Origin of the sequence: Microcoleus sp. B3-A4 (assembly GCF_036705385.1) — a bacterium.
Lineage (GTDB): Bacteria > Cyanobacteriota > Cyanobacteriia > Cyanobacteriales > Microcoleaceae > Microcoleus.
This window is the reverse complement of record NZ_JAUBUI010000003.1, coordinates 37,438-51,445: the sequence shown is the minus strand read 5'-3', so window position 1 is coordinate 51,445 and position 14,008 is coordinate 37,438. Positions and strand designations below refer to the sequence as shown.

12 protein-coding genes and 1 pseudogene are annotated in these 14,008 nt (G+C 47.2%); 3 read left to right on the top strand and 10 right to left on the bottom strand.

The window, feature by feature from the left end; genetic code table 11:
* Window positions 1–202: 202 nt before the first annotated feature.
* The 3 genes from QUB33_RS02595 to QUB33_RS02585 all read right to left on the bottom strand — a co-directional run bounded on the left by QUB33_RS02595 (window position 203) and on the right by QUB33_RS02585 (window position 2,729).
* Window positions 203–868 carry an NERD domain-containing protein gene (locus tag QUB33_RS02595; protein WP_333346828.1) on the bottom strand — a complete coding sequence of 222 codons (666 nt, stop codon included), beginning with the start codon at window positions 866–868 and terminating at the stop codon, window positions 203–205.
* A 250-nt stretch (window positions 869–1,118) separates the two neighbouring features.
* Complete coding sequence (locus QUB33_RS02590; RefSeq protein ID WP_333346824.1) at window positions 1,119–1,874, bottom strand: phycobilisome rod-core linker polypeptide; 756 nt, start codon at window positions 1,872–1,874, stop codon at window positions 1,119–1,121.
* 258 nt (window positions 1,875–2,132) lie between these two features.
* Window positions 2,133–2,729, bottom strand: a complete 597-nt coding sequence (locus QUB33_RS02585; RefSeq protein WP_333346820.1) for a phycobiliprotein lyase — start codon at window positions 2,727–2,729, stop codon at window positions 2,133–2,135.
* Window positions 2,730–2,958: 229 nt separating this feature from the next.
* Between QUB33_RS02585 and QUB33_RS02580 the strand changes: the two genes are divergently transcribed.
* On the top strand, window positions 2,959–3,129 hold the full coding sequence (locus QUB33_RS02580; protein WP_190657595.1) for an NblA/ycf18 family protein: 171 nt from the start codon (window positions 2,959–2,961) through the stop codon (window positions 3,127–3,129).
* Between the two features lie 228 nt (window positions 3,130–3,357).
* Here QUB33_RS02580 and pstB read toward each other — a convergent pair whose 3' ends face one another.
* The 4 genes from pstB to pstS all read right to left on the bottom strand — a co-directional run bounded on the left by pstB (window position 3,358) and on the right by pstS (window position 7,673).
* Complete coding sequence (gene pstB / locus QUB33_RS02575) at window positions 3,358–4,158, bottom strand: phosphate ABC transporter ATP-binding protein PstB (protein ID WP_333346817.1); 801 nt, start codon at window positions 4,156–4,158, stop codon at window positions 3,358–3,360.
* Window positions 4,159–4,249: 91 nt separating this feature from the next.
* A complete protein-coding gene (gene pstA / locus QUB33_RS02570) occupies window positions 4,250–5,143 on the bottom strand; it encodes a phosphate ABC transporter permease PstA (RefSeq protein ID WP_333346813.1) in 894 nt (297 codons plus the stop codon).
* 34 nt (window positions 5,144–5,177) lie between these two features.
* On the bottom strand, window positions 5,178–6,134 hold the full coding sequence (pstC, locus tag QUB33_RS02565) for a phosphate ABC transporter permease subunit PstC (RefSeq protein ID WP_333346810.1): 957 nt from the start codon (window positions 6,132–6,134) through the stop codon (window positions 5,178–5,180).
* 354 nt (window positions 6,135–6,488) lie between these two features.
* Window positions 6,489–7,673 (bottom strand): phosphate ABC transporter substrate-binding protein PstS, encoded by a 1,185-nt coding sequence (gene pstS / locus QUB33_RS02560; protein ID WP_333346807.1) that lies wholly within the window; start codon window positions 7,671–7,673, stop codon window positions 6,489–6,491.
* A gap of 459 nt (window positions 7,674–8,132) precedes the next feature.
* On the opposite strand from pstS, the gene QUB33_RS02555 reads away from it, so the two are divergent.
* Window positions 8,133–8,711, top strand: a complete 579-nt coding sequence (locus QUB33_RS02555) for a biotin transporter BioY (RefSeq protein WP_006635529.1) — start codon at window positions 8,133–8,135, stop codon at window positions 8,709–8,711.
* A 243-nt stretch (window positions 8,712–8,954) separates the two neighbouring features.
* A complete protein-coding gene (gene lspA / locus QUB33_RS02550) occupies window positions 8,955–9,470 on the top strand; it encodes a signal peptidase II (RefSeq protein WP_333346802.1) in 516 nt (171 codons plus the stop codon).
* Window positions 9,471–9,491: 21 nt separating this feature from the next.
* Here the strand turns inward: lspA and QUB33_RS02545 are convergent, their stop codons facing one another.
* The 3 genes and pseudogenes from QUB33_RS02545 to QUB33_RS02535 form a co-directional block, all read right to left on the bottom strand.
* Window positions 9,492–10,715, bottom strand: a complete 1,224-nt coding sequence (locus QUB33_RS02545) for a DUF1501 domain-containing protein (RefSeq protein WP_333346798.1) — start codon at window positions 10,713–10,715, stop codon at window positions 9,492–9,494.
* Between the two features lie 234 nt (window positions 10,716–10,949).
* On the bottom strand, window positions 10,950–12,512 hold the full coding sequence (locus QUB33_RS02540; protein ID WP_333346795.1) for a DUF1800 domain-containing protein: 1,563 nt from the start codon (window positions 12,510–12,512) through the stop codon (window positions 10,950–10,952).
* 299 nt (window positions 12,513–12,811) lie between these two features.
* Window positions 12,812–13,872: pseudogene (locus tag QUB33_RS02535) on the bottom strand (IS630 family transposase).
* Between the last annotated feature and the right edge of the window lie 136 nt (window positions 13,873–14,008).

Below are 14,008 nucleotides of genomic sequence, written 5' to 3'. Positions count from 1 at the left end.
GGCGTTGAGAATTTTATCTACCTTGATTGCTTTGTTAAATATTCCCTCTAGGATATTCTTTCTACCTTAACTGTTTTTTATAGCACAAGTGTCACTTTGATGCTCGTGCAAGTCTGGGAGGGTACTGCTCTGTGCAAATTTGTTGATGTCCAACATATCGATGTAGCCGTTGTTCTCATTTCTCCCACTTTTATCTACTCCTCTAGGTGCGATCGAGTTCTTGCAACCCTGACACCAGATTGCCCAGTTCCATGACGTAAGCACCCCTAATCTTCTTTTTGTTGCTAAAACTCACTTTGGCATCGCTAAATACAACTACTGGAGTGACCTTGGTTAACTTCTTAGCTTTTTTGATAGCCGTAACTTCTTTGGCAATCTGTGCCAGAAAATCTTTCTCAAAATCTCTCAATTTCCCGTAAGATTGACGCTTGAGCACATCGCCCTCCAACAAAACTACGGTTGAGTGAGACTTCACATCAAGAATAAAATTGACCCCTTTAGGCGATCGCAGCCACACATCGATATCGCCTACTTCCGGCAATCTTAAGTTGTACTCAGCTATCCATCCAGATTGGATTAGGGACTCCAAAACTTGCTGAGTCTTTTCTTCACCACAGGCGCCTTGGTCAAATCTCTGAGACGACTTCCAAAACGTTTTCCCGTCCTCAAGGAACGGAAGGGCGATTAATGCCCCAATCAAAAGAGCCGCGACCAAAAATAAAGGAGCAAAAGGTGCTACCGCGTATACCAGCAGTGGCAACAACATCAACCCTGTTGCGGCACCGTACCTGTATAAGGCTTTGGTACGAAGCTGTTGAGCATGGCGACGCAATGGTTTTCCAGCACCTTCGTTATATTGCGGCTGCATAAATGCACCTATGTACTTATAGTTAACAATGGGAAAAGGTCAAATTATTTTTCTTCCTTCTTCCTTCTTCGTTCTTCCTTCTTCGTTCTTCCTTCTTTCTAATGACAAAAAATTATGAGTCCCGAGTTTTGGATTCCAAGTTTATCAAAAAACTCAAACCTCAAAACTCAAGACTCAAAACTCTCTCAGCGTAAAAGCCGATCGATTCAGTTGATCGCCCGACACAAATAATTGCATCAGACAGGATCAATTAGCGGCGAGGAACCATCGTGGCAATATTGATATTAGCCAGAGGCACGCGCTGCGGTGGAGTAGCAGGCGTGGGCATCTCGCGCGCCATACCCAAATAGTTCGACGGATCGCCAGCCTTCGCCTGCAGTTCTTGAGGAACAAAACGGCGAACACTTGTCTGCCAGATGATTTGCGGGAAGCCAAGCTGCGAACGGTGGTATTCGCTGTAGCGGGGCGTCTTCAAGTTGAAAGGAGTGTCCCCTCCAACTCGCTGAGGCAAAATTCGGCGCTGCTGGTAAGGTACTGTATCGTAGCCGAACTTTTCCAGGTACTCTTCGCTATTGACCAACTCGTCAATAAAGCCTTGAGGCCCCTTATTGGCTACCACGATCGACCAAGCAATCTTTTCGCGCTCGCTGTACACATCCCGGCCCAAAACGCGCTGCACGCACATTTCTACAAACCGGTAATTGCTGTTAGTTTGATAATTCCGCTCTAGGAAAGGAGCAGAAGTTGCCAAACCGCGAATAAAGTCCCGCACAGTAATTTGGCCGAACTTGAGTTGCGACTCCAAAGACTTTTGGCGGTTGCTCTTGAGGATTTGGTGTTCGCTGTAAATCTGGCGATATGCAGCCCAAATCAAATTTTCGATGTCTCCAGACGAGAGCACATTTTCAGTTGTGAAAATTCTCGGCTGCTCGTCGCCCCCTATTTCAAAACCAGCAACGCGCTGGTTTTGGCTCTTGGGGGCGTAGCTTAATAAAGGAAGCGCCACGTTAAAATCTCCGTTATCTCAAATTTCAGAAATAGTTGACACCGTGAGCTGCCAGCAAAACGGATACAACTAACCAACATACAGATTAGGGGATTCCCGCAATCTAAATCTGATTTTCCTGAATTTTTGCAACAATCTGTAACATTTGTTGACTGTTGACTGTTGTCAGTTGACTGTTGTCAGTTGGCAGTGGGCAGTCAACAGTCAGGAGTCAGCAGTCAGGAGTCAGCAGTCAGCAGTCAGCAGTCAACAGTCAAATTACCAACCCAGAGCCGAATAAAACTCGCTGGCGGCCACTTGATCTGCTGCGGGTTGTGATGTTGCATCCGAGTCTGGTTGCACCCGAATTTCGGTACAAAAAGTCGAAGTGCTGAAACCGCCAAAGCGCTTTACCGTACTCGTCCGCATCCGCACGTTCGGATTAGCAAACCAGAAACGCTCGATCGAACTCATTGTCTCGTATTCGGTAATCAGCAGCAGCCCATCCTCATCATCCATCTCAAAACGGCCAGCCACCGGCACAATTTCCGCATAGCCCCGTTCGCGCAACATCAAGCCTTGCCGGGGATTTTCAGGATCGGGGACGATCGCGAAAACCGTAGACCCTTTATGATTCTCATCATCCTTATCCCACGCCATCGAGCCGTGCCAAGTCACAAAAGCCCCCCCAGCAGCCCGGCTCGGATCGACTTCGTGCATCTTGCAAATCTCCGCGACTCTCGCGTCATCTGCAGCCAGGGCTGTTACCTGAATATTTGAATCCCCAATCTCCGCTTGACGAAAAGCGAGGTGGTGAGTGCTGCGCTGAGAACGCCACTCCCCAGCACTGCTTTGAAAAAACTCCATGGCATCCATACGAACTAGCTCCTTTGGCTTAGGCTTCCCTGTCTTTACGCCTTTTTATGATAAGGCTCCCCCCACTTTGATGTACTTTTGCGACACAAATTAGTTTCAAAATGTCTACTTTGGACATATTGTCAAGGGAATGTTATGATAGTTTACAATGTAGGAGACACAACAAATCCTGCGAAACGTCATTCCGATCAATTTCGCATTAATCTCAGCAAACTGGAGGAGCGATTTTATGGATATGCCTACAACCAGCCTCAGCATGGAACAGCAGTTCAAACTTCAAGTGCTGCGCGAAGAAGTCAAAAGGTTAAGCCAAGACCAAGCTCAGGAATACTTGCTCGAAGTTATGCGGCAAAGTATGGTCAAAGAAAACCTGTTCAAGCATTGGATGAAGAATATGTGAACTCTTCGAGCATTTCTTCACAAAAATCATTGGCTTGTATCTGCAAAAAGTACGATCGAGCTTTTAATCATAAAATCCAGAATCCCGCTTTCTCTAAGAAAGCGGGATTCTAAATTTACAAAAGTTTTACGCGGTTTATGTCGCTACCAGACTCAGCAAATTAAATATTTTTAGTCTCTTAGAAAGGGGCTTCGTTTGTGTAGCGACAGGTTTCAACCTGTCGGGGACTCAACCAAAACGGCCGCTGACATAATCTAAAGTAGACTCTTCCTTCGGACTTTGGAAAATTACCTCAGTCTTATCACACTCCACAAGATAGCCAAACCGCTTCCCATCGTCAGAAAGTTTAGCATTGAAAAAAGCAGTCAGGTCAGAAACCCGAGAAGCCTGCTGCATATTGTGAGTAACGATCACGATCGTATACTTTTCCTTGAGTTCCCGCATCAATTCCTCAATCTTAATCGTAGAAATCGGGTCAAGAGAAGCGCAAGGTTCATCCATTAACACTACATCAGGATTAATCGCGATCGCCCTAGCAATACACAAACGCTGCTGCTGACCACCCGAAAGAGAAAAACCGCTTTGCTTCAACTTATCCTTCACCTCATCCCACAAATAAGCTTGGCTGAGCGATTTTTCCACTAGCTCATCCATATCCCCCTTATAATTGTTCACCCTCGCACCGTAAGCAATGTTGTCATAAATCGACTTCGGGAAAGGATTCGGCTTTTGAAACACCATCCCAATCTTGCGGCGCACCGCCACAGCATCAATATCAGGATCGTAAAGATTTTGACCGTGGTAATCAATTCTACCCTCTAAACGAAAACCGCTTACTAAATCGTTGAGGCGGTTAAAACATCGCAGAATTGTACTTTTACCGCAGCCCGACGGCCCAATCAAGGCAGTAATGCGATTTTTAGGAATCTCCATTGAAACATTTTTAACCGCGTGAAAAGCGCCGTAAAAAATATTGATATTTTCTGTCCGTAAAACTGTTTCCGTTTGCTGGTCTAAATCCATCATCATACAGGTAAAAATCCTCTCAAATTTTACTCAAAACCTGGGTTACATTCGGCCTTAACCATAAGTGGATAAATGCCTTTTTAAAACTCACCCTTCAATACACTTTTTTGTGAGTAGCCCAGCGAGAAAGAATACTCGTCAATAAAACCATCAACACCAAAATCAAAGATGCAGCCCAAGCCAATTCTTTCTGAGCCTTAAAAGGAACCGTTGCAAAGTTGTACACCAAAACCGAAAGACTCGGAGTTGGCTTATCAAATCCTGCCGGCCAAAAAGGCGAATTCAGCGCCGTGAAAATCAAAGGAGCAGTTTCTCCAGCAGCGCGAGCAATTGCCAGCGTCACGCCCGTTAAAATAGCCGGAATTGCCGCAGGCAAAACCACCTGCAACACCGTTTGATAATTTGAAGCACCCACACCAACCGACGCCCATCTAATATCTTGCGGGACGATTTGTAGAGCTTCGTCAGTAGTCCGCACAATCGTCGGCAACATCAGCACGGCCAGCGCCGCGCCCCCTGCAATTGCCGAAAAACCTCCCATATTTACCACGAACAAACCGTAGGCAAATACCCCGGCAATAATCGAAGGAACGCCGCTGAGGACATTAGTAGCAAAGCGCACCCAGCGAGCAATTTGACCGCTGCTGAATTCCGACAAATAAACGGCTGCCAATACACCAAAAGGAACAGCAATTAAAGAAGCAATTCCTACCGTCATCAATGTACCGAGAATTGCATTAGCAATACCGCCTCCCGATAGTCCGGGCGGCGGTGGCAGCTTGGTAAACAAGTCTAAATTCAGGCGATTGAAACCTTGTAGGGTGACATAGGAAAGAACTGCAAACAAAGGCAGCAGAGTGATTGCCAGACTAGCTCCAGCAAGTACAGTCATCCCCAGACTCAACAGCGCTTGCGGGCTGTTTTTAACCTTCTTCAAACTTCCTGTTTTCGGTACGAAAGGATTCTCATCGGAGACGCTATTTGACATAAACTAAAACTATGTAGGAAATTGCGGTCAACTTCTAGTTGTACTTCGCTCTTACTTGAGAAACAATCCACTCTGCCAAAATATTAACAATCAGCGTCAGAATAAACAAAATTAGCCCCGTGTACATCAGAGCCGCCACTTGCAATCCCGAAGCTTCGGCAAATTGATTTGCCATCAAAGAAGCAATAGTATTTGCAGGAGCTAGGACAGAAGCACTTAACTGATTGGAATTGCCAATTAACAGAGTTGCGGCCATTGTTTCTCCCATCGCGCGACCGAGCCCGAGCATAATTCCGCCGACAATGCCGGAGAAAGCAGCAGGTACGAGTACCCTAAAAATGGTTGTCCAGCGAGTAGCCCCTAAACCGAGAGATGCTTGCCGCAAATCGGGCGGGAGACTTGCCAAAGAGTCGCGGGAGATAGCAGTAATAATGGGCAAAGTCATGATTCCCAAAATTACTCCGGCTGGCAACATTCCCGGGCCGACTGGCGGAGTGCTAAAAATCGGCAGCCATCCGAAGTTACCGTTGAGAAACTTTCCGACAGTGCTAATAATGGGAATCAATACAGCAATTCCCCACAAACCGTAGACTACGCTGGGAATGGCAGCTAAAAGTTCTACTAAAAAAACCAAAGCTGTACGCACTGGCAGCGGCAAAAAATCTTCACTTAAGAAGATGGCAGTCCCTACTCCTAATGGTACAGCAATTAGGAGCGCGATCGCCGAACTGACGATCGTCCCGTAAATCATCGGCAGCGCACCGTACTCTTCTTTAACCGGATTCCAGCTACTGCCAAACAGAAAGCCCAAACCGTACTGTTGAATCGCCGGTAAAGCCCGATAAGCAACGGTGAGCGCGATTACCAGCAAAATTACACCAACTCCTATGCCCAAAATCCGAGTCAGCCAGATAAAGCCTCGATCTAAGGATTTTTCTGCCCCAGAGCGCGATCGGCTCTGTGATTGAGCGCTGTTATTATCTGAAATCATAGAAAAAAAACCAAATATATAGTAGCTGAAAATAGCCTGTTTCGGAAAAAGCTAGAACGAAGCAGAAAGAAAGACCATAAATAAAATCAAAGAGGGGCGGGTTTATTAATTCCCTGACTTTTCAACAAGTATTTCTGGTAAAACCCACCCCTACACAGATGCACCGATTGTTACATAGAAGAGGGGCGGATTTATTAATCCCCTGACTTTTTAACAAATATTTCTGGTAAAACCCGCCCCACAGAAATATCTCTGTTCTTCCTGATTTTTACCCGCACGCGCAATGCCGAAGGGCTTTTGTTCCCTCTGACAACAGTCAACAGTCAACAGTCAACAGTCAACAGTCAACAATTACTATTTGGCAACCTCAATTTTGTAATCTGGGCTGATGCCGTCCGCGGCCGCGGCTACTTTTTCTTTAACGCTTTGGGGCAGAGGAACGTAGCCCAATTCGGAACTAACTTTTTGACCTTCATTCAAGCCGTATTCAACCATTGCCTCGATAGTTTTGGCTTTGTTGGGGTCAGCAACTGTTTTGGGGACCAGCATCCAAGTGTAGGTGACAATTGGATAGGATTGAGCGCCTTCGGGGTCTTCGATAAATGCTCGCAGGTTTTCCGGCATCGGCACAGTTGCTAAAGCTTGAGAAGCTGATTCGTCGGTAGGTGCGACAAAGCTGCCTGCTTTGTTTTCCAAAGATGCAAATTTGAGATTGTTGTTTTTGGCATAGCCGTATTCTACGTAGCCGAGGCTGCCTACGGTTTGCAGGAGTTGGGCTGTGACGCCTTCGTTGCCTTTTGCGCCTACGCCTACGGGCCACTGTACTGTTTTGCCGTCGCCTACTGCACTTTTCCAGTCGGGGCTGATGGCACTCAGGTGTTTGGTGAAGACGGCGGTGGTACCGCTACCGTCGGAACGGTGGACGATGGTGATGGCTTGGTCTGGCAATTTAGCGGTCGGGTTGGCGGCTGCAATTCTGGGATCGTTCCAGTTGGTAATTTTACCGGCGAAGATATCTGCGTAAACATCCCGTGGCAGTTTCAGCGGTTCGGTTAAGTCTGGCAGGTTGTAGCCGATGACGATGCTGCCGGCTGTCATGGGTAGCAAGATCACGCCTTTGTCGGCTGGAACCTTGGCGATTTCGTCGTCTTTCATGCCGGTGTCGCTGGCCCCAAAGTCTACTGTGCCTTTGGTAAATTGTTCGACTCCGGCGCCGCTGCCTACTGATTGATAGTTAATTTGTACTTTGGGGTTGATTTTGTTGAAGTCTTGAAACCAACGCTGGTACAGAGGGGCGGGGAATGAGGCGCCGGCTGCGGTGATGGCTACGTCTGAGGCTAGGGCGAGTTTGGTGTTTTCCGCTGTGCCGGTGGCTGCAACGGGGGAAGCGCCGGGGGATGCTGCGGTATCGCCGGGGCTGGGGCTGCTACTTGTGGTTGTGCTGCCGCTGCCGCAAGCTGCTACACTCAGGGCGAGCGCCATAGCGGAAATTGCAGTAGTCAAACGGTTTGGATTAATCAAGTTGAGACGAAAAAGCATAGGTATAAAAAATCTGCGATCGTTATAGGGGTGTCCCGCATCAGCATAGCGCGCAAAAGTAAAGATTAGGTTAAGAATCTTTACACTTAATGGCAATTTAATATTAATTAATATTATTAATGTTATTAATGAGCTTGACAATTGTGAACTTATAAGATAAAGGGCAGAGAAATAGCTACGGAAACAAGCAGTCGATCGCCCGACCGCGAAAAAGTCCTCATTAAATTATCACAAGCTCCAGGCTTGAGAACCAGAAAACCATACAATGGTGGTTGTTTTGACAGTAGTGCTAGTATTAAGAATTTAAAAGCTGCGGGCATTGAAGCTTGCATCTGACAAATACATTCTGACGAATGCTGTTTGATGATATAGCAACCGCCCTGACGGTTAGGACGTTCTTAATTGCACAAACATAAACGATCGATTGCAACTTCGGTCTTCCTTCTTTCTTCTGCTATAATGCCTGCTCCTATTGAACTAATCTGGGCTGTTATTGGTTTGCTCCTGACGATAGGAGGCACTTTTTTGCCTGCATCTGTCACAATTCCGATTGGGTTGTGGGACGATCGAGGACTTCAGGCGTACTCTTTAGGTGTTACCTATCAAATTGGAGCCGTCTTGCTAGTAGGCTGCATGGGGGGGAAAAATGCTGCGGCTCTCTCGCAAATTGCTTATTTGGCATTAGGATTAACTTTGTGGCCAGTTTTTTCTCAAGGCGGCGGCATCGGCTATCTCAAAGAAGCGAGTTTTGGGTATTTGCTGGGTTTTGTGCCTGGTGCTTGGGTGTGCGGCTGGGTGGCTTTTAAGGTGGCTTCGCGGCTGGAATCTATGGCTTTTAGCTGTTTGTGCGGTTTGTTCACTGTTCACGCGATCGGCTTAATTTATCTAATTTTTACTTACTGGCTGCCTCCGGCAAAAAAAACACCTTTATTCGATGAGATTCTTAAATATTCGGTTTATCCCCTACCGGGACAATTGGCGGTAGTTTGTGCGATCGCAGTGCTGTCATTTACTTTGCGCCGCTTGATGTTTTATTAATTGCGAAGGAAGAAGGAAGAAGGAAGAAGGAAGAAGGAAGAAGGAAGAAGGAAGAAGGAAGAAGGAAGAAGGAAGAGGTAACGGGTAATTGTGCAAAATAAGGTTATACTATACATTGCGAAACGGGAGAGTCATCTCGCTGCGGCTCGGATTGCTTTGCTGCACTGCATTCTGCTCGCAATGACAAGTGAGATTGGAGTAAATTCTCTCATGCCCGATGCCCCATTTTCTATTGCTTAATTCATGCGTTTTAAAAGAAATCCCTTGTTCTGGGTTGCTGCTGTTATCAGTTTAGTTTTAGACCACCTGACTAAGTTTTGGGTGGTACAAAATTTTGACTTGACGGTTCCTCCGCAGACGCAGCCGCTGTTACCCGGGGTGTTTCACTTCACTTATGTTGTTAATACTGGTGCCGCTTTTAGTATGTTCAGCAATGGCGGGGCGATTTGGTTGCGCTGGCTGTCTTTGGGCGTTAGTGTGGGATTGATGGTGCTGGCTTGGTTCGGGCCGCGAATTAACCGCTGGGAACAAGCTGGCTACGGTTTGATTTTGGGGGGAGCACTGGGGAATGGGATCGATCGATTTGTTTCGGGCCACGTTGTAGATTTTATCGATTTTCGGCTGATTCGGTTCCCCGTATTTAATCTGGCGGATGTGTTTATTAATGCTGGGATTATCTGTTTGCTGATTGCAACTTTTCACAGTGCACCGCCTACTCCGAGAACTCCGAGAACTCAGGACGATCGCAATTCTATGTAACTTGGATTTAATGCGAGCGTGCTACACTAACCCAGTGATTCGATTCGCTTGATAACCGGGAAAAACTAGATCAACCTCTTCTTGATTAAGGCCTAAATGAGTCTGCAACAAAGTCGCAATCGCATCTCGGAAATCCGTCGTCACTGCTAAATCGCGCTTTTGATACAACTGACTTTCATCCAATCCCGGCCACTCGCCGTAAACTTTGCCGCCCTTAATTTTACCGCCCAAAACCCACATCACATTTCCGTGTCCGTGATCCGTGCCACCGTTGCCGTTTTCGCGCACAGTGCGGCCGAATTCTGAGATAACTACGATCGCACTTTCGGAGTAAACATGGCCCAATCCCTGCACCAAATTCGCCAAACCCTGTCCCAGAGGGCGCAATCGCCCGGCTAACTGCCCTTGGGAACTTCCTTGATTGATGTGGGTATCCCAGCCGCCGAGGGCGAGGAAAGCTAGCTGAATGCTGGAGTCTCTCGCCATCAGCCGCCCCAATTGCGTCGCGTCGCCCGGGAAACCGTCCGCTAAGGGCGCGCCGTTATTGGCAGCTTTCATTTCTGCATCCAAGTCTGCCAGCAGGGTTTGGCGGGCGGCCCGGCCTTGTCGGTATGCTTGACCTAGTTGGTCGCTGTTGCTGTAAAGTCGATCAAATGCGGTGGCGATTTGGGGTCTGTCGATCGCGATCGGGCGGTTGGCATTTTTACCTAGCCTAAAGCTGGCAACTGCCATTTTTCCCGACAGGATGCGGGGTGTGGTGGCGCCACCATTCAGGGCTTGGACGGGGGAATTGGCGGATATGACTGACAGCAGGCGGTTCATCCAGCCGTCGGGGGTGTTGTTTTTGCCGGGGGTGCCGCTTTCCATGTAGTCTTGGGCCTCGAAGTGCGATCGGGTGGGATCGGGGGAACCGCAAGCGTGGGCAAATGCGAGGGTTCCTTGCTGCCACAGCGGGGCGATCGCGCTGAGTGCGGGGTGGAGTCCGAAACGGCCGTCAAGGTCGATCGCACCGCCTTGTAGCCCCGGTTTTGGAATAGCTATTTTAGGTCGAGATTGATAGTAATTCGCTTCTTGGTAGGGAACAATTACGTTTAAGCCATCGACTGCCCCGCGCAAAAAGATGACGATTAATCGTTTATTGTTGTTGGATGGGGTGGCTTTTACGGCTAAACCGTGGAGTCCGACTGACAAAATTGTCGAAGTAGAAAGTAATCCGGTTTGGATTAAAAATTCGCGTCTGTTCATGGTAATTGGTAATTGGTAATTGGTAAAATACAATATTGCACTCCCAAGCTTTTCAATCTGGAAATTATCTGCGTTGCTCTGTGTTAATCTGCCTTACATATGCGGTTAACCTATCAATCAAAGATTTATGCAAGAAGTATAATTGGTAATCGGAAATTGGGAAGAGGAAATCATTAGTTAAAAATTTACACCCTGTTCATTCTTCGCTCTTTCCTCTTCCTTCTTCTGCCTCTTTTAGCGGTGCATAAATTCTGGACTGCCCAGAATTAAGGCGGCGCGTAAATTAGCAGGACTGGACTCAATCGCACTTTTGGTATTCGCCGAGAAGTTATTCCCCAAAGTATTAGCTAACTGCGACGAGTCTATGGGTTCCTTACTCTCTTTCGGGCCCCTTGCTAAAGAGGAGTTAGAGGGAGTTCCGATCTGAGGCAACATCCATCCCGACTGATTTTTGTCAGCGGGAGGGGAGCTTAAATACAAGGGATTGCTCGCCAAAGCAGTGACAAAACTTAACCGACGGGCGATCGCATCTGGATTCAGCCAAGCATTTTGAGTATTCTTGTAACCGTCTGGAGTTTGGCAGCCGTAAGGTGGCATTCCTAACTGTTGCAAATAGCCGTACAGCGGTTGAAAGTTTTCTACTTTCTGATTTGTCGCTCGCACCGCTGATATAACGTATTGGTAGGGAGTTTTAAACTTTGCGCTGTAGTTTTTTTTATCCCAAAATTCCCGGCTCCGGAACAAAGTGTTTAAGACTTCCCGGATGTCTCCATCTGTTTCTAGAAACCGCTGGCTCAGGCGATCTACTAAGGCATTTGGCGGGCTGTCCGCTACAAAATATTGAGCTAATTTATAACTGACGTGTTTAGCTGTGGCTGGGCTTTTGGCTAAAATATTTAAAGCTTGTTCTCCCTCGGTTTCGCCAGAACCTTTGATAGTTTGTCCCAGAAATACTTTATCGCTAAAATCATGGCGTTTGGCATCAAAATAAAAGCTGTAACCATCATTTTGTCCCGAGCGCGGCGAAAATCCCCATCCTGTAAAAATGCGAGCTAATGCGATGACATCTTGTTGGGTATAACCGCCGTTGACGCCTAATGTATGCAGTTCGATTAACTCCCGCGCATAATTCTCATTTAATCCCTGAAATCTGCCTTGAACTCCGCTACTTTGGGGAGCGGTATTTTGCCAGTTATCTAAATAGTATAACATGGCAGGGTGACGGGAAGTGGCACCTAGTAATTCCCGGAATTTTCCCAAAGCGTAGGGTCTAATTGCTTCTAGTTCGTAGGCTCCTACCCAGAGTCTATCTAATCCTTTATCTGAGTAAACGTTAAAGTGATTATACCAGAAATCTACCATAACTTCTTGCAATTGGCGGGGACTTTCTGCCGCTCGCAATAAACGGGCTATTACTGCTTGTTGTAGGATGATGCGGGATTTTTGGCGGGCGGCTCTGATTGCTTCTGGCCTGGGTTTTTGACCGTTTTGCACGGGGGGGCGACCGTATTCGACAAAAAGTTCTGCCGGTGTTTTTTGGAGGGTTTCTAAACTATTTATACGAGTGGTAAGGTTCGGAGGTTCAGGGATGGTTTCTGGGGAGAGTTGCTGTTGGATGTAATTTTCTGTGCCGCGCGATCGCACTTTTTCGATATCACCCAATCGGGGGCCAAAACTGATGCGGTTGAGGAGATGCAAAATTTGGGAATTGTCGGGGGGACTGGCGGCACTGCTTGAGGCAATCAGTCCCAGCCACAAGTATAGCAATAATGCCCTATATTTAAGTTTTAGGTTCATACTAGGTGCTGGGGGAACTGTTGGTTAATTCTGTATGCTTTAGACTGGTTTGGCGGCAAAAAAGGTTCAATAGTTTAGGATTTCGGCACGGGTCATCGGAAACCGGATGTTTTAACCAAATACTTGCTTAAAACTCTCAATAAGATTTAAAAAACCCGGTTTTTTTGTGTGCGAGTGCGTAACTCCTACGGTTGTTAGTCATTAGCGATCGACACGCATACGCGGATGACACAAAATTGCTATCGGTATATAAGTAGGTGGACAGGGAAAAAATAAACTATGTAACGCTGAGTCTTGAGCTAGCTAGACTTAAACTTGAAACGCTTTGTAGTCCGTCCTTCTACTCGACTTCTGGCTTCTACACCATCCATCACCGCATAAGCCAGGTCTAACTCGTCTTCAAACATCTGTCCTGCCAGTTCATGGGTTTTGAGTTGATGCCATTCCGACTCAATCGGGTTCATTTCCGAGCAATAGGCAGGCAAAAAGAATAGGTAAAGACCCTGCGCTTCCCATCGAGGCCACTGCTGCTGTACTTGAGTACTGGTATGTATCGGTCCGTTATCTTGGACGATAACACGAATCCGTCGAGTCTTGGCAAACTCTTGTGCAGCAAGACGAGCTTGCTCATCTATGATTTTGATGTAGCTTTCACTGGTAAAAGAGCCAATCACCAAGCCGTAGACAAAGGTAACGAAAGGTTGCACAAGCCCTAAAATACTTAACCGTCTGCCGCGTCGAGGGGTTTGTTCAAGTCGTTTTTGTTCTCCGCGAAAAAAGTAGCTGTAGCTCGCTGGACTCCACAAGCTAAATCCAGACTCATCGAGGTACAACAAGTCAATTTCACCTGCAGCCGCCGCCAACTCCAGCATATCGAGATCAGCTTGCTTGATGGCGCGTTGTTGTGGGTCTTGCTTATCCCGATGGCTCACACGACTACGCTTCCAGAGTACCCCCTTTTTTTGAGTACCCGTCGTAGGTGATCGGGACTCAACTGTACTTGCCGCTCTAGGACCAGTTTTTGTGCCAGTTGCTGACTATTGTAGGTACGATTCTCTTGCCGCAGGCACGTTTCCAGGTACTCGATATCAGCGGCTTGCCAACGCGCTTTTCCTCCACGCCCTGGCTCCTCCCATAATCCTCCGAGTCCCTTCTTTTCCCACCGATGAATCGCTTCGCGCACCGTTTGCGGATGCCAATTGAAGTAGTTGGCGATTTTCTCCACGTACCATCCTTGAGCATTGAGCCTTAGTGCTTCGGCTCTATCTTTTACCCTTTGCGGTACTGTACTCGCCTTCCTCATCTCAAATAACGTTCTGTCTTCTTCTGCCTTGAGGAAAATTCTCAGTCGCGCACCCATGACTCATCACCTAGCTACAACTGTTGCCTAGTTTACCTATCTTTATTTACCTATCTTTACATACTTCAGTCTTTTCAGCCCGACCTACTTACGTGTTAATCGCTGTCAGGCTGTCAGTCTATAGCATAAAATGAGA